Raw genomic sequence first — 20,276 nt, 5'->3', positions numbered from 1 at the left:
CTAGATATCGTTTTCATCGTCGAACAGCTTGTGGTGGATCGCATAGCGCACGAGCCCGTTCTCGTGCGGCATCTGCATTTTTTCGAGGATCCGCGTTTTGTGCGTGCTGATCGTCTTCACGCTGACGCACAGTTCGTTGGCAATCTCCGTGATGCTCTGGCCGCCGACGATGCGACGGAACACGTCGAATTCGCGATCGGACAAACGCTGATGCGGCAACGCGTCGGCGGGCTCCTGCAGATTCCTTGCGAAACGTTCGGCCATCGCGAGGCTCACATAGACGCCGCCCGACGCGATTTTCGTGACCGCGTCGACCAGCTCCGCGCTCGCGCTTTCCTTGGTCAGGTAGCCGGATGCGCCGGCCTTGAACGCACGCACCGCGTACTGCTGCTCGGCATGCATCGTCAGCACCAGAATCCTCAGCCCGGGTTGCTCGTCCCTGATCTGCCGGATCAGTTCGATGCCGTTGCGTCCGGGCATCGACAGATCGAGTACCAGCACGTGCGCATCGGTCGAGCGGATCAGCGCGATCGTCGTCGCGCTGTCGCAGGCTTCGCCCGCCACGTCGAAGCCGCTCGCTTTCTGCAGGATATGGCGCAGCCCGTCGCGCACGAGCGTGTGGTCGTCGGCCAGCGGCACCTTGATCATGGGTCGAACTCTTCCTGTTGCATCGATTGCAGGGGAAACGTCACGGTCATTGCGAATCCCGCGTCTTGCGCGGTGTCGATCCGCATCGATCCGCCGAGCCGGTGCGCGCGTTCGCGCACGCCGATCAGGCCGAACGGCTTGGTCTGGCTCGGGTGCACCGCGTGCGCCGCGGCGCCGCGTCCATTATCGGCGATACGCAGCAGGCAGTGCGTGCCGCTCGTGTCGAGCGTCAGTTCGACGGCGCTCGCTTGCGCATGGCGGACCACGTTGTTCAGCGCTTCCTGGACGATGCGAAACAACGCGGTCGCGCCTTGCTTCGAATAGGCGGCGTTCAGCGGCTCGATGCGGCGCACGATGTCGATCCCGTAGCGGTTCGTGAAATCGTTGGCGAGCCATTCGATCGCGGCGACGAGGCCGAGGTCGTCCAGCATCGTCGGGCGCAGGTCGGCGGCGATTCGCCGCAGCGACGCCACCGCCGCATCGATGGCGCGGCGCATGTCGTCGAGCTGCTCGGGGATCTCGCCGTCGAGCAGCGAGTCGGCGCCTGGCAACGCCTCGTCGGCGCGGTCGATCAGCGCCTGTTCGAGCGCCGCCAGATCCATCTTCAGCGCGGCCAACTGTTGACCGAGATCGTCGTGCAGCTCGCGCGCGATACGGTGCTTTTCCTCTTCCCGCACATTCTGCAGATTGGCCGACAGCTGGCGCAGTTCTTCGCGCGACTGCTTCAGCGCGTTTTCCGCTTCGACCCGTTTGGTGACGTCGCGCAGCATCACCGTGTACAGCTTGCCGCCGTCCTCGTGGAGTTGCGAAATCGACGCCTCCAGCGGGAATTCCTCACCGTTCGCGCGCAAGCCCGGCAATACGCGCTGACCGCCCATGCGCGTGTCGGACGCGCCGGTGAGCCCGAATCGGTCGACATGGAGCGCATGCGCGACCCGGAAGCGCTGCGGAATGAAACGCGCTAGCGGGGTGCCGAGCGCATCGGCCGCGCTGATGCCGAAAATCCGTTCGGCCGCCGGGTTGAAGAACACGATGTTCTGGGCATCGTCGATCGTGACGATCGCCTCCATCGACGAACGGATGATGCCCAGCATGCGTGCTTCATTGCGTCGAGACCCGGCCAGCGCGCGCGACGCGGCCGCGAGCCAGATCAGCATGGCGAGCAGCGCGGCGATTGCGATGCCGACGGTGGCGATGATCGTGACGAGGTGTTCGTGCGCCTGAGCGGGTGTGATGATGCGGGTGAAAGCCAGAGTCAACGCCAGTGTCAGCGCGGCTGCGAACACGCACGCGAACAGGCATGGCAACGATGGGGCGGCCAGCGAGGTTTTTCGGGCCGCTTGCGATGGTTGGACCGGCTGGCGGGTTTTGGCGGCCCGGCCATGTGTCGGCATTCGGTCCATTTTTTTATTCAGTGCTTTCAATGCGATAGCAGAACCGGCACGGTCATCGATTGCAGTATCGTGCGCGTGGCGCCGCCCAGCACCATTTCGTGCAGACGCGAATGCGCGTAGGCGCCCATCACGATCAGGTCGCAGTCCAGCTCGGACGCCTGCGACAGCAGCGCGTCGCCCACCGGCGTGTCGTTGTCGATGTTCAACTCGCGCACCCTGGCCGTCACGCCATGATGGGCCAGCGTGTCGGCGATATCCGCGCCCGCGATCCGGTCGCGCGGCGGTTGATCGCTGGTCGCGTGGACCGTCAGCAGCGTCACCTGTCCGGCATGGTCGAGAAACGGCAGCGCGTCGTGGATCGCCCGGGTCGCTTCGCGGCTGCCGTCCCACGCGATCAGCACGTGCCGGCCCGGCGCGGCAACGGTGCCGCCGGACGGCACCACCAGCACAGGCCGGCCCGCCGCCAGCACGACATGCTCGACGAACTGCTCGGCGATGAAGGATTCGGGGTCGCTCAGGTCCGTTTGCCCGAGCACGATCAGATCGGCGACACGGGCGTGCAGCGGCACGACGTCGTTCGCGTCGCCGTTCGCGGCGATCCACTGACCGTCGACTCGCGCACGCGCGAGTTCCGCGTGAAAGAGCCGCTGCAGCGCGCCGGCTCGCTCGTGACGCAGGCGTTCGTGTTCCGCGTAATAGTCGGCGGTGCCGGCCATCACGACAAACGCATGGCGCGGCGGCACATAAGTCGAAAACAGACCGGTCAGCCGCGCATGAAAGCGATGCGCCAACTGCAACGCGATTTCGAGCCGCGGATGCGCGCGTATGCCCGCATCGAGGTGAACGAGGATGCTTTTGTAGCTCATCGCCGGGACTCCGTGACAGAACGACACAGCAGGGGACAAAGCGGGCGGCCGCCCATCGTGCCATCGAGTCTATGGGCCAGGCGGGCGCGGTCGTTGACGCAGATCAAGCGCCGTGAGGTTGGATGAGCTTGAGTACCGCTTGACGCAGGTCAAGCGCGACGAGCCGCGCATCCTTACAGTGAGATCATCAAACAGTCATACATAACCGGCCTTGCAATCCTATGCTGTGTTCTGGAGGACAGCGATGATGATCCCCGAATCCGACCCGCCATCCAATGCGCATGCGCCGCAAGCCGCGACGCCCGCGCGACGCGCCCGCGCAACCGGCGTCGTGCCAGATCAGCGGCGCGATCCACAGCCGTGGGATACCAGGCGACGTTCGCGCGACAGCGCCGGCACGACGCGCGGCGCAAATATGCAGCCGCCGTCGGACCCCTGGCTCGCCTACACGACACTCTGGCAGACGAGCGCAAACGAATATGCGAGCCAGAGCCTCGCCAACTGGCTTCAGCCTGTCTCTCTCTATGCGCAGCACGAGGCGCAATGGTTCGAAGAGTCCTACCGCGCGTTCACCGCATGGTGCGCGTGGTGGCAGGCTTCATTCGGTATCCCGCCCGCAGCCGCGCCGTTCGCTGGCGGCGTCAGCGCATGGTGGTGGGCGTGTCACCGCGCGCTACCGTTTGCTGGCATCGCGTAGCGGCGCGCATTCGCAACGCCGGGCAACGAACCGGCCATTTCATTTCGAACTCTGCAAGGAGAGGCAAGCATGGGAACAGGTCGTGTGGCACTGGTCACGGGCGGAATGGGAGGGCTGGGCGCGGCGATCAGCCGGACGCTTCATGACGCCGGGCTGACGGTCGCGGTGTCGTATTCGACGCGCAACGATCACGTCGCGACGTGGCTGCAGTGCGAACGGGACTCGGGGCGCAAGTTTCACGCCTACGAGGCCGACGTGGCCGACTTCGATTCATGCGCGCGCTGCGCGCAACAGGCACTCGAAGAACTCGGCGCGATCGACGTGCTGATCAACAACGCGGGCATCACGCGCGACAAGACGTTCGTCCGCATGAGCCGGCAGGATTGGGATGCGGTGCTGCGCACCAATCTCGACGGCCTGTTCAACATGACGAGGCCGCTGCTGCCCGGGATGATCGAGCGCCGCCAGGGCCGCATCGTCAATGTCGGCTCGGTCAATGGCTCGCGCGGCGCTTACGGGCAAAGCAATTATTCGGCCGCGAAAGCGGGCCTGCATGGCTTCACGAAGGCGCTCGCGCTCGAAACCGCGAAGCACGGCGTGACGGTCAACACCGTTTCGCCCGGCTATCTGGCGACCGCGATGGTCGAAGCGGTGCCGCGCGAAGTCCTCGAAACGAAGATCCTGCCGCAGATTCCAGTGGGGCGACTGGGGCGCCCGGAAGAGGTGGCGGCGCTGATCGCGTTTCTCTGTTCCGATGCGGCCGCTTTTATCACCGGCGCCGATATCGCGATCAATGGCGGCATGCATATGCATTGAGCCGCGCTACCGGGCGTTACCAGGCATCAACACGCATCAACACGCATCAATACGCACCACCACGCATCACACCTCACGTGTCGTTCTGGCTATGGGAGAAATCCGCCATGAAAGCACTCGTTTATCACGGTCCCGGCAAAAAGTCGCTCGACGAGCGGCCGATGCCCGAACTCGCCGCGTCCACCGATGCCATCGTCAAGGTCACGCGCACGACGATCTGCGGGACCGATCTGCACATTCTCAAAGGCGATGTGCCGACCTGCGAACCGGGGCGCATTCTCGGCCATGAAGGCGTTGGTATCGTCGATCGTCTCGGCGATGCGGTGAGCGGGCTATCGGTCGGCGATCACGTGCTGATCTCGTGCATCTCGTCGTGCGGCCGCTGCAACTATTGCCGGCGCGGCATGTATTCGCATTGCACGACGGGCGGCTGGATTCTCGGCCATCGGATCGACGGCACGCAGGCCGAGTACGTGCGGATTCCGCATGCGCAGAGCAGTCTGTATCGCATTCCGGCGGGCCTCGACGAAGAAGCGCTGGTGATGCTGTCCGATATCCTGCCGACGGGTTTCGAATGCGGCGTACTCAATGGCAAGGTTCAACCGGGCTCTACGGTGGCGATCGTCGGCGCGGGGCCGATCGGGCTCGCGTCGCTGTTGACCGCGCAGTTCTATTCGCCGGCTGAGATCATCATGATCGACCCCGATGCGAACCGGCTCGAAGTCGCGCGCCAGTTCGGCGCGACCGCGTGCATCGACAACGGGCGCACCGATGCGGTCGCCGAAGTGATGCGGCTGACGGAAAGCACGGGGGCCGATTGCGTGATCGAGGCGGTCGGCATTCCCGCGACGTTCGAACTGTGTCAGGCGCTGGTCGCGCCGGGCGGCACGATCGCCAATGTCGGCGTGCATGGCGTGAAGTGCGATCTGCATCTGGAAAAGCTGTGGGATTGCAATATCGCGATCACCACGCGTCTGGTCGATACCGTCAGCACGCCGATGCTGCTGAAGACGGTGAAAGCAGGGCGGCTCGATCCCGCACGGCTGATTACGCATCGGTTCAAGCTGGCCGACATGCTGGCGGCGTATGAGACGTTTGCCGGCGCCGCCAGTACGCATGCGTTGAAGGTGTTGGTCGAGGCGGAATAGGGGTGGTGATAGGCGTGTCGATGGCGACGCTACACGCTAATGACGAGGTCCGTGTATTTGGACAGGTGAGCGTCCGACGTCAGCAGACGTAACGGTTCCGATAGTGCCTGTGCAACCAGCAGCCGGTCGAACGGGTCCCGGTGAATATCGGGCAGATCACGAACCATCGCCGCATGAACCGCCCGTACCGGCAACTCCGTGAAACCGCTCGCTTCAATCTCGGACACCAGCAGGTTGACGTCCACATGAAGCTTGCCGAGACCCGCCTTGATCGATGCTTCCCAGATACTCGCGCTGCTGACAAAAACGTCGGCGGCGTCGAGTATCAGTTTGCGCGCGGCTTTGGTGAGCTTCCGGTCGTCCGTGACCGCCCAGAGGAAAACGTGGGTGTCGAGCAACAATCGCATCAACGGCCCTCGAACAAGGCAATCACGTCGTCGGGCAGCGGTGCATCGAAGTCTGCCGCAATGCGCACTTTTCCTTTCATCCCGCCAAACCGGCGCACGACCTTGACGGGCTCCATGGGCACGAGCCGCGCCGCCGGCTTGCCGGCCTTGGCAATCACGATCTCCTCGCCATTGGCCGCGGCATCGACCAGACGTGAAAACTGGGTCTTTGCCTGATGAATGTTGATGGTCTGCATGTCTGCTCCTAGTGGACTTAGTCCATGTTAGTCCAGTGATCGAAGGAACGTCAAGCGATGATCAATGTTCCCCTCGCGCGCGGTTTGCGCGCAGAGGTTCGGTTTCCGGTCAAAAACCCGCTTCCCGCCGCCCGCTGCCACCTCACGGTCGCGTTCGCAAACGACGCTCCGCAAGCACCAACCGCACGTCTATACTGTGCGTCGTCAATGAACCCGCCAACCAACGACGAGGCATTGCCAGCCTCCCGTCACAGGTCGGCGCCGGCCTCTTCACATGCGCATCCGCATGGATACCGACCTGTCATCACCGCAGCCGTCCCGGCTTGCGCGCATCCTCGAAGTTCTCACTGTTTTCCTGAAGCTCGGGCTGACGAGCTTCGGCGGTCCGATCGCGCATATCGGTTACTTTCGGCGCGAATTTGTCGAGCGCCGCCGCTGGCTCGATGACGAAGCTTTCACCGATCTGATCGGCCTCTGCCAGTTCCTGCCCGGACCGGCGAGCAGCCAGGCTGGGTTTTCGATCGGTCTGCTGCGCGCGGGATGGGCCGGCGGGCTTGCCGCATGGTGCGGCTTCACGCTGCCGTCGATCGTCGTGATGCTGGCGTTTGCCGCCATCGCGCCGGATCTTGCCGGCCCGGCCGGCGCGGGTGCGATCCACGGGCTGAAACTCGTCGCGGTCGCAGTCGTCGCGCAGGCGGTGTGGGATATGGCGCGACGTCTGTGTCCGGACCGGCGCCGCGCGGCGATCGCGCTCGCGTCCATCGCGTTGCTGAGTCTGCTCGACACCGCGTTCGCGCAACTGATCGTGATCGGCGCCGGCGCGTTGCTTGGTGTCGCGTTATGCCGGCCCAACGCAGCCGACGCTGCGAGTCGGGCGCCCTCGCAGCATCGGCACCATTTTCAGGTGTCGCGCCCAGCGGGCATCGCCGCATTGATAGCCTTTTGCGCGCTGCTTTTCGCGCTGCCGCTGTGGACCACGACCGCCGGCTCGCAAAGCTTGCGCGTGTTCGACGCGTTCTATCGATCCGGCGCGCTGGTATTCGGCGGCGGCCACGTGGTGCTGCCGCTGCTGCAGCGAGCGACCGTCGCAACCGGCTGGATTGCGCCCAACGATTTTCTGGCCGGCTATGGCGCGGCGCAGGCGGTACCGGGGCCGCTGTTCACGTTCGCCGCCTATCTCGGCTGGATGATGAACGCTGCACCCCGGCATTGGAGCGGCGCGCTGCTCGCGACGCTGGGCATCTTTCTGCCGGGCCTGCTGCTCGTCGTCGCGGCGCTGCCGTGGTGGCAGGCGCTGCGCGCGCGGGCGACGATGTCGGCCGCGCTGGCGGGGGTGAATGCCGCGGTCGTCGGGCTGCTGGCCGCCGCGCTGTATTCGCCGGTATGGACGAGCGCGGTGCTGTCGCCCGCCGATTTCGCGATTGCCTGCATCGGCTTCGTCATGTTGACCCGCTGGAAGACGCCGCCGCTCGCGGTCGTCGTGTTGTGCGTCGCGAGTGGGGTCGCGCTGGGCTTGCTACATCACGGCTGAGCGTGCTTTTCACGCTTCACGACGCCACCACGATTTAACCGGGAAAACGACCCACGACGCACCGTCCACGAGGCAACACAGGCGGTGCCGTCCCCACGCAAGGTTTACCCGCGCTTGACACTGTATTTTGGATCCAGGATATTGATACACGATTTCGATACGATTTCTTTCCGAACAGGCTGGTCCCGCTGGTCTCTTTTCCTGGGAGTTCCACATGTCACCGATTGCCGCCCGGCTCGAACGTCTTCCGTTCAGCCGCTTTCACTTCACGCTGCTGCTGATGGGCGGCCTGGGCTTCATGTTCGAAGCCATCGACGCGGCGATCATCGCGTTCATCCTGCCCGTCGTTCGCACCAAATGGCACCTGACCAGTTTCGAGACCGGGCTGCTCGGCAGCAGCACCTACGTCGGTTTTCTGGTCGGCGCGCTGCTCGCCGGCCTGCTGGGAGACCGTTTCGGCCGACGCATCGTGATGATGTGGTCGCTGACGTTTTTCTGCGTACTGACCTTCATCAATGCCTTCGTCAACGACTGGCACACGTTCGCGCTGCTGCGCGCGATCGCCGGGATCGGCATGGGTGCCGAGGGCGCGATCATCGCGCCGTTCCTCGTCGAATTCGTCAGCAACCGCTATCGCGGCGCCTTTACCGGCGCGCTGGCCGGATTTTTCTCGTTCGGCTTCGTGGCCGCCGCACTGATCGGCTACTTCGTGATTCCGCTGAACCCGGAAGGCTGGCGCATCGCGCTGATCATCGTGTCGTTGCCGGTTGTCGTGCTGCTGTGGTGGCGCCGTTCGCTGCACGAGTCGCCGCGCTGGCTGGAACTGCACGGTCGCCACCAGGAAGCCGAGGCGGTCGTCGCCGACATCGAGCGGCAGATCGAGCGCCGCGGCGTCGTGTTGCCGCCGGTCACGCCGGTCGCGGGCAGCGCGCTCGGCTTCGAGCAGGCTGGTTCGTTCTTCGGCAATCTGAAACTGCTGTGGAAGCCGCCGCTCGCCAGAACGACGCTGATGAGCTGGTGCCTGTGGCTGTCCGTCACATTCTGCTCGTATGCGTTCTTCGTGTGGATTCCCGGCCTGCTGGTGCAGCACGGGATGACCATCACCAAGAGCTTTTCGGTGTCGATCATCATCTATCTCGCGCAGATTCCGGGCTATTACTCGGCCGCGTACTTCTGCGAAAAGCTCGGCCGCAAGACGACGATCGTTTCCTATATGGCGATGGCCTGCATCGCGGGTCTGTGGCTCGCCAACGCCGGTAGCGACACGTCGATCGTGTTCGCATCGACCTTCATGTCCTTCGCGATGAACGGCGTGAACGCGGGCGAATATGCATACACGCCCGAAGTGTTCCCGACGCATCTGCGGGCGACGGGTATGGGCGCGGCCTCCGCGTTCGGCCGTATCGGCGCGATCTGTTCGCCGATGCTGGTGGGCTATATCTATCCGCTGTGGGGCTTCGCCGGCGTGTTCGGCATGACCACGGTGATTCTGCTGATCGGCGCGTTCGCGGTGATCTTCCTCGGCGTATCGACGCATGGCCGGACCCTCGAAGAGATCGCTGAAACCGAATACGGCGCGCTGCGCACCGAAGCGGGCAGCGGCGAGCTTCGCACCGCCAAGTGAGGAGGCTCGGGTGAGAACCGCAACGAACGGAAACGCCGCGTTGATCCTGAATGCGATCGCGCGCATCGCGAGGCTGCAGCAGGCAAGCCCTTCGATCGAAGCTGGCGGCGACGCCGGCTCCGATCCGGTCTGGCATGAATTCGAACGCTCGCTAACCGAAGTCTTCGGGCAACGGCTCTTTACCGTGCTCGCGTACGACCAGACGTCGAGCCGGCTCGGCCGCCTGCATAGCAACCGCCTCGACATCAACCCGGTCGGCGGCCTGAAGCGCGTCACGCAAAGCCGCTGGGCAGCGCAGGTGTTGCACGGCGGCGAGTTTTTCATCGGCTCGACCCGCGAGGACATCAAGTCTGTGTTCTCGGAGTACGAGCTGCTGTGGTCGATCGGCTGCGAAAGCGTGCTGAACATTCCGGTGCGCAAGAACGGCGTGACGCTCGGCACGATGAATCTGCTCGGCGAAGCGGGTCTGTACGACCATGCCGATCTCGAGCTGGCGTCGATCTTCGCGCAACTGGCGGTCGCGCCGCTCGAAGATCAGGTGCAACGGATCCGCGGACTCGCGGACCCGGATTTCATGGAGCAGGTGTAGCACTCGGGGCGGGGTGGCTGTGGGTTGGCCGCGGGTTGGCCAATACCGCGCTCCGCCGGTTGTTTTCGAAGCATCTGACAGGCCCGCTCGCGACAGGCCTCACATCAGGCGTCACACGTGTCACACGTAAGTCCCAGGTAGATCCGATCCATAACAACGATGCCGTCCGCCGCGGCTTTTTACGGGTAGCAAGGAGACTGATATGAAAAATCGTATGACTGCTTTGGCCGCCGCCGCGTCGGCGTTCGTCGTTCTGTCGTCCGGGCCCGCGCAGGCCGCCGGCCCCCAGACCGTCAAACTGGGGCTCGCGGCGCCGATGACCGGCGCGCAGGCGCAGTACGGCAAGGATTTCGAATCCGGCGTACAGCTCGCGATCGACGACTTCAACGCGACGAAGCCGGTGATCGACGGCAAGGAAACGAAGTTCGTGCTCGAAGCGCTCGACGATCAGGCGGACCCGAAGACCGGCACCGTGGTCGCGCAGAAGCTCGTCGACGACGGCATCAAAGGTATGCTCGGCCACTTCAATTCGGGCGTGACGATTCCCGCTTCGGCGATCTATTCGCGTGCGGGCATTCCGCAGATTTCGACGGCGACCGCGCCGGCTTATACGCGTCAGGGCTTCAAGACGACCTTCCGGATGATGACCTCCGACACGCAGCAAGGCGGCGTGATGGGCAAGTACGTGGTCGACACGCTGCACGCGAAGCGCATTGCGATCATCGACGACCGGACCGCTTACGGCCAGGGCCTTGCCGAGCAGTTTGAAACGGCGGCGAAAGCGGCGGGCGGCAATATCATCGTTCACGAATTCACGTCCGACAAAGCGGTCGACTTCAAGGCGATCCTGACCGGCATCAAAGCCAAGAACCCCGACTTCATCTATTACGCGGGCGCGGATACGCAATCCGCGCCGCTGCTGAAGCAGGCCCGCTCGCTGGCGATGAAGGCGACGTTCGCGTCGGGCGAGATGTCGAAGACCGACGACTTCATCAAGATCGCCGGGCCGGCCGCCGAAGGCGCGATCGTGTCGCTGGCGGGCCTGCCGCTCGAACAGATGCCGGGCGGCGCCGGTTTTACACAGCGCTATAAAGCCAAATTCGGCACCGAGCCGACCACTTACGCGCCATACACGTACGATGGCGCGATCGCGATGATGCAGGCGATGCAGAAGGCCAATTCGTCGGACCCGGCCGTCTATCTGCCGGTGCTCGCGAAGACCGACATGAAGGGCGTCACCAGCGACCATTTCGCGTATGACAAGTACGGCGACCTGCGCGACGCGATTATCACCGTGTACAAGAGCGAGAACGGTCAGTGGAAACCGGTGACGGTGCTCGGCTCGAAATAACGATGACCACAGTGGACGGTGTGCCGCCGTCCACCTTCGTTTTATCCACTCGAACCATTTAATGACCCAGAACGCCCGCAACGCCAGCACCACAATCCCTGATGTCGTCGTGATCGGCGCCGGCATCGTCGGCCTCGCCTGCGCATGGTCCGCGCTGCGCGATGGCGCGAGTGTCACCGTGATCGATCGCGATTTCGAAGGCGATCGCACGTCGCACGGCAACGCGGGCGGCATCGCGGTGACGGAGAGCACGCCGATCGCGGTGAACGGGCTGTACACGAAAGCACTGAAGTGGCTGTTCGATCCGCTGGGCCCGCTGTCGCTCGACTGGAAACATCTGCCGACCGCGTGGCCGTGGTTCAACGCGTTCCGGCGCTCGGCCAACCAGCAGCGCTTTCGCGAGATCTCGCTGGCACTCGCGAGCCTGAACAACCGCGTGTACGACGACCTCGTGCCGATGTTCGAGGACATCGGCGCGATGGACCGCTTCTACCGGCGCGGCGCGTTGACGGTCTACGAGACCGACGAAGCGTTCGCGGCCGATCAACACGAGTGGGCGTTCAAGCGCGAACTCGGTGTGCGCTGGCACGCGCTGTCCGCCGATGAGATTCGCGCGTACGAACCGTCGCTCGCGCCAGTGTTCCGGCACGGCGTGTTTCTCGACGACTGGTCGCATATCGGCGACCCGAAGGGGCTCGTCACGCAATTGCGCGCGCGGGTGATGCAGCTCGGCGCGACATTGATCGAGGGCGCCGTGACAGCGCTCGATCTGAGCGACACGCTCGCGCCCGCGGCGGTGACCGGCACCGGCGAACGGGTGAAGGGCCGCCGCGTGGTCGTGGCGACGGGGGCATGGTCCGCGTCGCTGGCGGCGTCGATCGGCGATCGCGTGCTGCTCGACAGCGAGCGCGGCTACAACACGACGCTTCCGGCGCATGGCATCGCGCTGTCGCGCGAAGTGATTTTCGCCGAGCGCAAGTTCGTCGCGACGCCGCTCGACATCGGATTGCGTATCGGCGGCGCCGCCGAATTCGCGGGTCTCGCGGCACCGCCGAACTACCGGCGCAGCGATGCGTTGCTCGCGCTCGGCAAGCGCTTCCTGCCGGACATCAACGATGCCGGCGCGGTGAAGTGGATGGGGCATCGCCCGGCCACGCCGGATTCGCTGCCGGTGATCGGCTGCTCGCCGCGCACGTCAGCTGTGATTTACGCGTTTGGCCACGGCCATCTCGGCCTCACGCAAGCGGCAACGACCGGCGCGCTGGTCGCCGATCTGCTCGCCGGCCGAACCTCTGGAATCGACCTTGAACCGTACTCGATCAGCCGCTTCAGGAATTGACGAGGCCGCCGCGACCTCGATTGATCCGCGGGACCTCCCGCCTCTCATTGTCTGTTTTTATCTGTTCTAAAAAGGAGTCGCCATGAAAGTCAACTGGCAAGGTGTTTTCCCCGCTGTGACCACGAAGCTCAAGCCCGATGGTTCGCTCGATCATGACGCTATCAAATCCGGTTTGAACCGGCTGATCGACAGCGGTGTCGGCGGCGTCGTGATGATGGGGATGGTCGGCGAAAGCGCGCAGCTCACGCAGGAAGAAAAGCGCACGGTGATCCGCCTGGCGGCGGAAACCGTCAACGGCCGCGTGCCGGTGATCGCGGGTCTCGCCGAAACCAATACGGCCAGCGCGGTCCAGTATGCGAAGGACGCAGAGGCGCTCGGCGTGCAGGGGCTGATGGTGTTTCCGGGACTCACGTACAAGTCGGACCCGCGCGAAACGGTCGCGTACTACAGAACCATCGCGCAGGCGTCCAGCCTGTCGATCCTGCTCTACAACAATCCGCGCGGCTACGGCGTGGACCTGACGCCGGATGTCGTCGCCGAACTGCTGAAGGAACCGACGATCGAGGCGCTGAAGGAAGAGACCTACGACACGACGCGCGTGACCGACCTGATCAAGCGTTTCGGCGAGCGCCTCGCGGTGATCTGCGGGGTCGACGATCTGGTGCTCGAATCGGCCGCGCTGGGCGCCAAATGCTGGGTGTCGGGGATGGCCAACGCGGTGCCGCGCGAATCGGTCGAGCTGCTGAATCTGGCTGTGGCCGGCAACTATGAAAAGGCGCGCAAGCTGTATCAGGCGCTGATCGATCTGTTCCACCTCGATACGCACGTGAAGCTCGTGCAGTACATCAAGCTCGCCGAGAACATCACGGCCGGTTACGCGGAAACCGTGAAGGCGCCGCGTCTCGCGCTGGAAGGCGAAGAGCGCGCGAAAGTGGTGGCGATCGTCGAGAAGACGCTGGCGGACGTACGCGCGCTGTCGAAGTAAGCGAGAGGGCTCTGAATAGCGGACGCCCGCGAACCGCTCGACGGCGTCCGCCTCGCCAGGCTATCTTGTGCATCACGTTCCCGACGGACCAGCTCCATGAAATCAACCTTCTTTTGCATCGACGGACACACCTGCGGTAATCCGGTGCGTGTCGTCGCCGGCGGCGCGCCGCGGCTCGACGGCGCGAACATGATCGAGCGGCGCGCGCACTTCGAGCGCGAATTCGACTGGATTCGCACGTCGCTGATGTTCGAGCCGCGCGGCCACGAAGTGATGTCGGGCAGCATTCTTTATCCGCCGACGCGGCCCGATTGCGATATCGCGATTCTGTTCATCGAGGTGAGCGGCTGTCTGCCGATGTGCGGCCACGGCACGATCGGCACCGTGACGAGCGCGATCGAACACGGCCTCGTGCGGCCCCGCGAACCGGGTGTGTTGCACCTCGATACACCCGCGGGCCTGGTGGTCGCGCGCTATTGCATGGACGGTGACCACGTCGATTCTGTGCAACTGATCAACGTGCCGTCGTTTCTACATTCAACGGATCTGACGGTCGATGTCGACGGGCTCGGCGAAATCCGCTTCGACGTCGCGTACGGCGGCAACTTCTATGCGATCGTCGAACCGCAGGCGAACTACGCGGGCCTGCATGCGCTGAAGCCTTCGGACATCCAGCGCCTCAGCCCGATCCTGCGGCAGAAGGCGAACGAAAAGTATTCGTTCGTTCACCCGGAAAAAGCCGAAATTCGCGGACTGAGCCACGTGATGTGGACCGGCGAGCCGACCGTCGAAGGCGCGAGCGCGCGCAACGCGGTGTTCTACGGCGACAAGGCGATCGACCGCTCGCCATGCGGCACCGGCACGTCGGCGCGCATGGCGCATCTGGTCGCGAAGGGCAAGCTGAAGATCGGCGAGCGCTTCGTGCACGAAAGCATCATCGGCACGCTGTTTACCGGTGTGGCGGAAGAAGCGGCCAAGGTCGGTGAGTTCGACGCGATCATTCCAAGCATCGAAGGATGGGCGCGTGTCACGGGCCACAACACGATCTTCGTCGACGATCGCGATCCGCTTGCCAAAGGCTTTCTGCTGAAATGACCGCCTCATGATCGATGAGGCGATCGATCAAGTGATCCACCGTGGTCCCGCATGCGCGTGGGCCGCGAAACAACTCGCAGGGGAATCCGAATGCTGATCCTGAAAAACGCGCGCGTGCTGGACATCAATCACGAACACGACACCACGCCGTATTCCATTGTTATCGACGGGGACGTAATCAAGGACGTCACGCGCGAACCGGTGTCGATCGAAGGCGCGCAGGTGATCGACGTGGGCGGCAAGACGGTGATGCCGGGCATGATCGATTGCCATGCGCACGTGATTGCATCGGTCGCGCACCTGGGCAATAACGGCCGCTTGCCGAACACCTTCGCGGTGCTGCGCGCGGTGCCGATTCTCGCCGGCATGCTCAATCGCGGCTTCACGACCGTGCGCGACGCGGGCGGCGCCGACTATGCGCTGTCGCGCGCGATCGAAGAGGGCGTGATCGCCGGGCCGCGTCTGTTCGTCGCCGGCAAGGCGCTGTCGCAAACCGGCGGTCATGGCGATTTCCGCGAGCGCTTCGATAACTCCGATCCCGATCCGTGCGGCTGTCATCGCAACCTCGGTGCAATTGGCCGGATCGTCGACGGCGTCGACGAGGTGCGCAAGGCGGTTCGCGAAGAGATGCGCGCGGGCGCGCACCATATCAAGATCATGGCTTCCGGCGGTGTCGCGTCGCCGACCGATCCGATCGGCAATCTGCAGTTTTCGGTCGACGAGGTCAAGGCTGTCGTCGAGGAAGCGGCGTCGCATCAGACCTACGTGATGGCGCATGCGTACACCGCGAAAGCGATCGCGCGCGTGGTCAAACTGGGCGTGCGCACGATCGAGCACGGCAATCTGATCGACGACGAAGCCGCCGCGGTGATGGCGGAGCACGGCGCGTTCGCGGTGCCGACGCTGGTCACCTACGACGCGATGAGCAAAGTCGGCGCGAAGTCGGGCATCGCCGAGAGCACGCTCGCGAAGAACGAGAACGTGCGCCTGCAGGGCCTGAAGGCGCTCGAACTGCTGAAGCGGGCTGGCGTGAAGATGGGACTCGGCACGGATCTGCTCGGCGATATGCACGAATTTCAGAGCGACGAGCTGACGATTCGCGCCGGCATTCTCGGCGCGTTCGAAACGCTTTGCCAGGCAACGGCGGTCGGCGCGGAAATCGTCGGGCAGCAGGGACGTCTCGGTGTGGTTTCGGCCGGCGCTTACGCGGATCTGCTCGTCGTCGACGGTGATCCGCTGAAGGACATCAGCGTGCTGACGGGGCAGGGCGAGCGCATCGGCGGCATCATGAAAAACGGTGCATGGGTGCGCGAAGCGTTGCTGTGACGTTGACCGTGACGCTGGAATTGCTCATTGGATTTTGGATCCGAAAGCCGACGCCGTGATAGCATGGCCAATGTATCCTGAATCCCATCAATGAAGCCGATCATGCCTCCGCTCTCCGCCCGACGTCCTGTCAAAAACACGTCCACGATGAATGAAATCGTCGCCGAGGAAAGCACGCGAAAAATCGTCAGGCCCACCACGGTCGAACTGGTCACGACCGCGGTGCGTCAACGGATTCTGAGCGGCGAACTGGCGCCGGGCGAAGTGTTACGCCAGGAGGCGCTGGCCGAAGAACTGGGCGTGAGCCGCGTGCCGGTGCGCGAGGCGATCACGCGTCTGACCGCCGAGGGGCTGCTGACCAGCGTGCCGCACAAGGGCGCGTATGTGGCCGAGTTGTCGATCGACGAAGTCGAGGAGACCTTCGATATCCGGCTGCGTCTCGAACCGTGGATCTTTTCCGAAGCGATTCCGCGTATCACCGAGGCCGAAATCGGCAAGGCCGAGCGGCTCGTCAACGACATGGACAATGCGGATTCGGGCGTGTGGGGGCAGTTGAACTGGCGTCTGCACGAAACGCTTTATCTGCCGTCGAAGCGCGATATCACGCTGCAGATGCTGCGGGTGCTGCACGATCGCAGTGACCGCTATTTCCGCTTCCAGGCGGTACAGGTGCCGATTCGCGAGCAGTCGCACGACGAACACATGGCACTCGTCGACGCGTGCCGCAAGCGGGACGCGAAGCTCGGTGCGAAGCTGCTTGAGCAACACGTGAAAACGGCCGCGCAGCAGATCATGTCGGTCGTGCGGGCAGTCGTCGCGCGCTGATTGCGCTTATTTCCTAGACGGTAAACGAAATGCTCGCGGGCCGTGACGTGTCCGCGGCATCGATCGTTACTGTCGACGTGCATAGTGCGATGCGGGAAAACGCCTGCTCGTCGACGGTAATCACCGGCACGTCGAGCGAATAGAGTTCGTTGGCCGTGATCGCGCCGATCGCGATGATCAGATCTCGTTCGCACAGAATGATCCCAGCCGGGCCCGTGCGATTGCGCAATGCTTCGGCCAGCACGCTGCTGCTGGAACTCGATCCGCGGGCGCGCGGCATCACTAGTATCCGGTCTCGCAGGCTTTGTCCGTGGTTCGGATGCGTGCGGTCGATGATCGTGCCGGCTTCGGCGTCATAGCCGCCCCAGAAGCTCAACGGGGCCAACGAGAGCGGGATGCCACGCGCGTTGCCGCGCACCAGCACGTCGCCTGTGAGCGTAGCGGTTGAGAGGTTCATGTCCTTCGCTCCAGCGGACTCAATGGACTGATTCATCGATGCAAACTCTCCCTTCGAACGCCGAACGCACGCACTCGCTCATGCTGCCGAACGCGACCGATACGCCGATATTGCTCGGCGCATAGTGCGCCCACTTTCCGGAATTGGTCATCACCAGTCCGTTGATCCGCTTCATCACCGGCGTGATGTACGTGCAGGTGTCCACGACGATTTGCACGCCACGCTCGCTCAGTTTCCGCGCGAGTCCTTCCTCTTCCATCTGCCATAGCACGAAGCGGCTCGTATTGACGTAGAAGTCGCAGCGCAACGGCCCCGCGTGCGCGTCGAACAGCGCGCCGAGCTTGCGGAATTCGTCGACTGAAAAATGCGGCGTGCCGAGACTGATCGCGGCGAGCGTCGAGTCGGCGCGCGCGTGGTTCCACTGACGGTGGATCGCGAGCAGATCGGTCTCGCTCACCGCGATGGTCCGTTCTGCCCGGCCGTGTTGGAGTGCGTCGTCGAGCGTCGCGGCTTCCGGTGTGATGCCGACCGCGTGAAACAGCGCGACCGCGCCGCTCGATGCGGCCGCCGCGCCCAGACTTTTCAGTTCGTCTTCGGTCGTATCACCAGGCAAGCCGGTGATCGCGGCAATCGTCGCGCCGGCCGTTTGACCGAGCACGAAGCCGAGCGCCGCGAAATACGCGTCGCGGCGCGGCGAAGCGGCGAAGTTAGGCGCTTCGAGCACCAGCCGCGCGGCGCGGTTTTCGGTGACGTGCAGACCCGCGTACGGCACACGCCCGGTGATCGCCGCGGCCAGATCGAGAAAGTCGCCGTAACGGCTGGTTCTCGCGCCGAGCACCGAGTTCGCGAAAACGATCGCGTTCGATTCGGCCCACGCGATCTGTTCGCCCAGGCGAGGGCGGTGTTTGAGCTGATACGGCGCGCAGGTGAAGGTCGCTTCGCAGCCGAGTTCCAGATGCGCTTCCATCAGCCGCTTCGCGGCACGTGCGGTATCGGGCTTGCCGCGAAACAGTTCCGGGTGGATCAGATCGAGCGAGCCGACGTTGAGCGTGGTCGGCACCGCCACGCGCGTGCCCGATGCAACGAAGCGCTCGACGAAATCGAGACTGACGTCGCCGTGATACAGACAGCCATCGATATGCGCGGAACAAATATCGACGAGGCTGCGCGCATTCATCACATGCGCGGTAGCGATCACGATGCGCATCGCGAGCGCCGCGCCCGCGCCCAATGCACCGTTCAATATCGCCTCGTCACGCTCGGTCAACTCAAGCATCGTTGTCTCTTTGTGCTCTCTATGTATCGAACTATCCGGCGTTTTGCCGGGTCTCGCCGTTGGCGATCTTAACGCATCCGGCTGCGCGGATTAAGCGACGCCGGCTGATACGCGATGTGTGGCGCGAATCGGAAGGTCGAAGGGCTGTGGCATTCGAGCGGACCTGCGTGCTTGCCGGATCGCAAAATGCCTTTTATGGTTAAATAAGTCAATTCAGCTTAGTCTGCCAAGCAACCCCAAGGAGTTTGCCAAGTGAGCACCGCCGACACCAACGAGCTTCAATCCGACTCCGCGCGCGTGTCGCCCGACGCGCTGCGCGATTTCGTCTCCGCCGTCTACCAGACTACCGGCGCGAGCGCCGAAGATGCATGGGTCGCCGCCGACGCAATGGTCCAGGCGGACCTGTGGGGGCATCAGTCGCACGGCGTACTGCGGCTTGGCTGGTACTACGCGCGGCTGCGCTCGGGCGCGATGCGCTCGCACACCAGCGTGTCGTTTCCGGTCGACGCCGGCGCGGTCGCCGTGATGGACGGCGGCGACAGCATCGGCCCGGTGGTCGCGAAGCACGCGGCGCTCGATGCGATCCGCCGCGCGAAAGCGCACGGTATCGGCGCGGTATCGGTGCGCAACTCGAATCACTTCGGCACCTGCATGTACTTCACGCGGATGGCCGCCCTCGAAGGCTGCATCATGCTGGTGACGACCAACGGCGGCCCGAACATGGCGCCGTGGGGCGGCCTGAAAAAGATGATCGGCACCAACCCGTGGTCGGTCGCGGTGCCGGCCGGCCGCCACGCGCCGCTGATCATGGACGTCGCGAATTCAGGCGTCGCGCGCGGCAAGATCTTTCTCGCGCAGATGAAGCACGAAGAGATTCCGCCGAACTGGGCGGTCGATGCGAGCGGCCGGCCGACCACCGACCCCGTCGAAGCGCTGAAGGGCTTCATACTGCCGATGGCGGGCCACAAGGGCTACGCGATCGGCGTGATCGTCGATGTGCTGTCGGGCGTGCTGTCCGGCAGCGGCTTTATGGACGAAGTGCACGGCCCGTACGACCCGGTCAATCGCAGCCGCGCCGGGCATCTGCTGATCGCGCTCGACGTGAAAGCATTCCAGCCGCTCGACGAATTCAACGCGCGGATGGAGCGCTATATCGCGACGCTGAAAGCGGTGCCGTTGGCCGACGGCGTCGACGAAGTGTTCTATCCGGGCGAGAAGGAAGCGCGCGCGCACGAACGTCAAATCGAAGAAGGCATTTTGCTGCCGGCCGATACGCTTGCCGGGCTCGACAAGGTAGCGGGCGAGGCGGGTGTCGCGCCGGTGGCGCGTCGTTGACGTATTCCGTTGCTTGACCCCGCGCGCTGCCTGCGCGCGCACGCGAGACAAGGCGTGCCCGAACGAAGGTTCCGGCGCGCTTTTTTATCGCCATCCGTCTAAAAAATGCGTTTTGTGATTATAAAAACCCAATAATAAAACGCCGCACGACACCACCGAAATGAACCCTACAACAGCAGTTCCCGCCGTGTATCACGGCAAATCGGTACCTAAGATATAGCAAAATCCGATATCTGAAATGTCACCTATAGCATTGTATGGATATGCCAAATCGCTAATCATCTGGGACACCCGCAAAGCGATAGCAGCGATACGGCAGCAATACAGCGGC

General features: G+C 63.9%; 19 protein-coding genes and 1 pseudogene. 13 read left to right on the top strand and 7 right to left on the bottom strand.

All coding sequences use genetic code 11. From position 1 onward, the window contains the following. From L0U82_RS09315 to L0U82_RS09305, 3 genes and pseudogenes are all read right to left on the bottom strand, one after another. Nucleotides 1-648 (bottom strand): response regulator, encoded by a 648-nt coding sequence (locus L0U82_RS09315; RefSeq protein ID WP_233830230.1) that lies wholly within the window; start codon nt 646-648, stop codon nt 1-3. Beyond that, nucleotides 645-1,907: pseudogene (locus L0U82_RS09310) on the bottom strand (PAS domain S-box protein); the annotation flags it as partial. The pseudogene L0U82_RS09310 and the gene L0U82_RS09315, both read right to left, overlap by 4 nt. A 161-nt stretch (nt 1,908-2,068) precedes the next feature. Next, on the bottom strand, nt 2,069-2,908 hold the full coding sequence (locus tag L0U82_RS09305; protein WP_233830228.1) for a universal stress protein: 840 nt from the start codon (nt 2,906-2,908) through the stop codon (nt 2,069-2,071). 244 nt (nt 2,909-3,152) lie between these two features. Between L0U82_RS09305 and L0U82_RS09300 the strand changes: the two genes are divergently transcribed. From L0U82_RS09300 to L0U82_RS09290, 3 genes are all read left to right on the top strand, one after another. Further along, entirely contained in the window at nt 3,153-3,605 is a 453-nt protein-coding gene (locus tag L0U82_RS09300; protein ID WP_233830226.1) for a hypothetical protein, read from the top strand. Nucleotides 3,606-3,674: 69 nt separating this feature from the next. Then, nucleotides 3,675-4,421: a beta-ketoacyl-ACP reductase gene (locus tag L0U82_RS09295; RefSeq protein ID WP_233830224.1), complete on the top strand. Its 747-nt coding sequence runs from the start codon at nt 3,675-3,677 to the stop codon at nt 4,419-4,421. Nucleotides 4,422-4,528: 107 nt separating this feature from the next. Further along, nucleotides 4,529-5,569, top strand: a complete 1,041-nt coding sequence (locus L0U82_RS09290; protein WP_233830223.1) for a zinc-dependent alcohol dehydrogenase family protein — start codon at nt 4,529-4,531, stop codon at nt 5,567-5,569. A 29-nt stretch (nt 5,570-5,598) separates the two neighbouring features. Here L0U82_RS09290 and L0U82_RS09285 read toward each other — a convergent pair whose 3' ends face one another. Then, nucleotides 5,599-5,976 carry a type II toxin-antitoxin system VapC family toxin gene (locus L0U82_RS09285; protein WP_233830220.1) on the bottom strand — a complete coding sequence of 126 codons (378 nt, stop codon included), beginning with the start codon at nt 5,974-5,976 and terminating at the stop codon, nt 5,599-5,601. Further along, on the bottom strand, nt 5,976-6,212 hold the full coding sequence (locus L0U82_RS09280; protein WP_233830218.1) for a type II toxin-antitoxin system Phd/YefM family antitoxin: 237 nt from the start codon (nt 6,210-6,212) through the stop codon (nt 5,976-5,978). Before L0U82_RS09280 ends, L0U82_RS09285 begins: the two co-directional genes overlap by 1 nt. A 286-nt stretch (nt 6,213-6,498) precedes the next feature. Between L0U82_RS09280 and chrA the strand changes: the two genes are divergently transcribed. The 9 genes from chrA (at nt 6,499) to L0U82_RS09235 (ending at nt 16,877) form a co-directional block, all read left to right on the top strand. Further along, nucleotides 6,499-7,743 carry a chromate efflux transporter gene (gene chrA / locus L0U82_RS09275; protein WP_233830216.1) on the top strand — a complete coding sequence of 415 codons (1,245 nt, stop codon included), beginning with the start codon at nt 6,499-6,501 and terminating at the stop codon, nt 7,741-7,743. A gap of 214 nt (nt 7,744-7,957) precedes the next feature. Next, nucleotides 7,958-9,367: an MFS transporter gene (locus L0U82_RS09270; RefSeq protein ID WP_233830214.1), complete on the top strand. Its 1,410-nt coding sequence runs from the start codon at nt 7,958-7,960 to the stop codon at nt 9,365-9,367. Between the two features lie 10 nt (nt 9,368-9,377). Further along, nucleotides 9,378-9,956, top strand: a complete 579-nt coding sequence (locus L0U82_RS09265) for a GAF domain-containing protein (RefSeq protein ID WP_233830212.1) — start codon at nt 9,378-9,380, stop codon at nt 9,954-9,956. Nucleotides 9,957-10,158: 202 nt separating this feature from the next. Beyond that, on the top strand, nt 10,159-11,307 hold the full coding sequence (locus tag L0U82_RS09260) for a branched-chain amino acid ABC transporter substrate-binding protein (protein ID WP_233830210.1): 1,149 nt from the start codon (nt 10,159-10,161) through the stop codon (nt 11,305-11,307). 61 nt (nt 11,308-11,368) lie between these two features. Further along, nucleotides 11,369-12,646, top strand: coding sequence for an NAD(P)/FAD-dependent oxidoreductase (locus tag L0U82_RS09255; protein WP_233830209.1), 1,278 nt, complete (start codon nt 11,369-11,371; stop codon nt 12,644-12,646). 82 nt (nt 12,647-12,728) lie between these two features. Further along, entirely contained in the window at nt 12,729-13,631 is a 903-nt protein-coding gene (locus L0U82_RS09250) for a dihydrodipicolinate synthase family protein (protein ID WP_233830207.1), read from the top strand. Between the two features lie 96 nt (nt 13,632-13,727). Further along, nucleotides 13,728-14,726 (top strand): 4-hydroxyproline epimerase, encoded by a 999-nt coding sequence (locus tag L0U82_RS09245; protein ID WP_233830205.1) that lies wholly within the window; start codon nt 13,728-13,730, stop codon nt 14,724-14,726. 90 nt (nt 14,727-14,816) lie between these two features. After that, complete coding sequence (locus L0U82_RS09240; protein WP_233830203.1) at nt 14,817-16,052, top strand: metal-dependent hydrolase family protein; 1,236 nt, start codon at nt 14,817-14,819, stop codon at nt 16,050-16,052. A gap of 147 nt (nt 16,053-16,199) precedes the next feature. Further along, nucleotides 16,200-16,877 carry a GntR family transcriptional regulator gene (locus L0U82_RS09235; RefSeq protein WP_233830201.1) on the top strand — a complete coding sequence of 226 codons (678 nt, stop codon included), beginning with the start codon at nt 16,200-16,202 and terminating at the stop codon, nt 16,875-16,877. 13 nt (nt 16,878-16,890) lie between these two features. On the opposite strand, the gene L0U82_RS09230 is transcribed toward L0U82_RS09235, so the two are convergent. Further along, on the bottom strand, nt 16,891-17,334 hold the full coding sequence (locus L0U82_RS09230; RefSeq protein WP_233830199.1) for an aconitase X swivel domain-containing protein: 444 nt from the start codon (nt 17,332-17,334) through the stop codon (nt 16,891-16,893). 19 nt (nt 17,335-17,353) lie between these two features. Continuing rightward, nucleotides 17,354-18,610, bottom strand: a complete 1,257-nt coding sequence (locus L0U82_RS09225) for an aconitase X (RefSeq protein ID WP_233830198.1) — start codon at nt 18,608-18,610, stop codon at nt 17,354-17,356. Between the two features lie 252 nt (nt 18,611-18,862). On the opposite strand from L0U82_RS09225, the gene L0U82_RS09220 reads away from it, so the two are divergent. Next, the gene (locus tag L0U82_RS09220; protein ID WP_233830197.1) at nt 18,863-19,945 is read left to right on the top strand and encodes an Ldh family oxidoreductase; all 1,083 of its coding nucleotides are present in this window, start codon (nt 18,863-18,865) and stop codon (nt 19,943-19,945) included. Nucleotides 19,946-20,276 lie beyond the last annotated feature (331 nt).

The organism is Paraburkholderia sp. ZP32-5 (assembly GCF_021390495.1).
Taxonomy (GTDB): domain Bacteria; phylum Pseudomonadota; class Gammaproteobacteria; order Burkholderiales; family Burkholderiaceae; genus Paraburkholderia.
The sequence above is the reverse complement of the archived record's forward strand: the minus strand, read 5'-3'. Positions and strand labels throughout refer to the sequence as shown.

What these genes read in the sequence shown, in the direction of transcription:
- L0U82_RS09300 (WP_233830226.1), top strand. Translation starts at nt 3,153, where the DNA reads ATGATGATCCCCGAATCCGACCCGCCATCCAATGCGCATGCGCCGCAA.
- L0U82_RS09260 (WP_233830210.1), top strand. Translation starts at nt 10,159, where the DNA reads ATGAAAAATCGTATGACTGCTTTGGCCGCCGCCGCGTCGGCGTTCGTC.
- chrA (WP_233830216.1), top strand. Translation starts at nt 6,499, where the DNA reads ATGGATACCGACCTGTCATCACCGCAGCCGTCCCGGCTTGCGCGCATC.
- L0U82_RS09235 (WP_233830201.1), top strand. Translation starts at nt 16,200, where the DNA reads ATGAATGAAATCGTCGCCGAGGAAAGCACGCGAAAAATCGTCAGGCCC.
- L0U82_RS09230 (WP_233830199.1), bottom strand. Translation starts at nt 17,334, where the DNA reads ATGAACCTCTCAACCGCTACGCTCACAGGCGACGTGCTGGTGCGCGGC.
- L0U82_RS09295 (WP_233830224.1), top strand. Translation starts at nt 3,675, where the DNA reads ATGGGAACAGGTCGTGTGGCACTGGTCACGGGCGGAATGGGAGGGCTG.
- L0U82_RS09245 (WP_233830205.1), top strand. Translation starts at nt 13,728, where the DNA reads ATGAAATCAACCTTCTTTTGCATCGACGGACACACCTGCGGTAATCCG.
- L0U82_RS09280 (WP_233830218.1), bottom strand. Translation starts at nt 6,212, where the DNA reads ATGCAGACCATCAACATTCATCAGGCAAAGACCCAGTTTTCACGTCTG.
- L0U82_RS09305 (WP_233830228.1), bottom strand. Translation starts at nt 2,908, where the DNA reads ATGAGCTACAAAAGCATCCTCGTTCACCTCGATGCGGGCATACGCGCG.
- L0U82_RS09240 (WP_233830203.1), top strand. Translation starts at nt 14,817, where the DNA reads ATGCTGATCCTGAAAAACGCGCGCGTGCTGGACATCAATCACGAACAC.
- L0U82_RS09315 (WP_233830230.1), bottom strand. Translation starts at nt 648, where the DNA reads ATGATCAAGGTGCCGCTGGCCGACGACCACACGCTCGTGCGCGACGGG.
- L0U82_RS09285 (WP_233830220.1), bottom strand. Translation starts at nt 5,976, where the DNA reads ATGCGATTGTTGCTCGACACCCACGTTTTCCTCTGGGCGGTCACGGAC.
- L0U82_RS09290 (WP_233830223.1), top strand. Translation starts at nt 4,529, where the DNA reads ATGAAAGCACTCGTTTATCACGGTCCCGGCAAAAAGTCGCTCGACGAG.
- L0U82_RS09270 (WP_233830214.1), top strand. Translation starts at nt 7,958, where the DNA reads ATGTCACCGATTGCCGCCCGGCTCGAACGTCTTCCGTTCAGCCGCTTT.
- L0U82_RS09255 (WP_233830209.1), top strand. Translation starts at nt 11,369, where the DNA reads ATGACCCAGAACGCCCGCAACGCCAGCACCACAATCCCTGATGTCGTC.
- L0U82_RS09225 (WP_233830198.1), bottom strand. Translation starts at nt 18,610, where the DNA reads ATGCTTGAGTTGACCGAGCGTGACGAGGCGATATTGAACGGTGCATTG.
- L0U82_RS09250 (WP_233830207.1), top strand. Translation starts at nt 12,729, where the DNA reads ATGAAAGTCAACTGGCAAGGTGTTTTCCCCGCTGTGACCACGAAGCTC.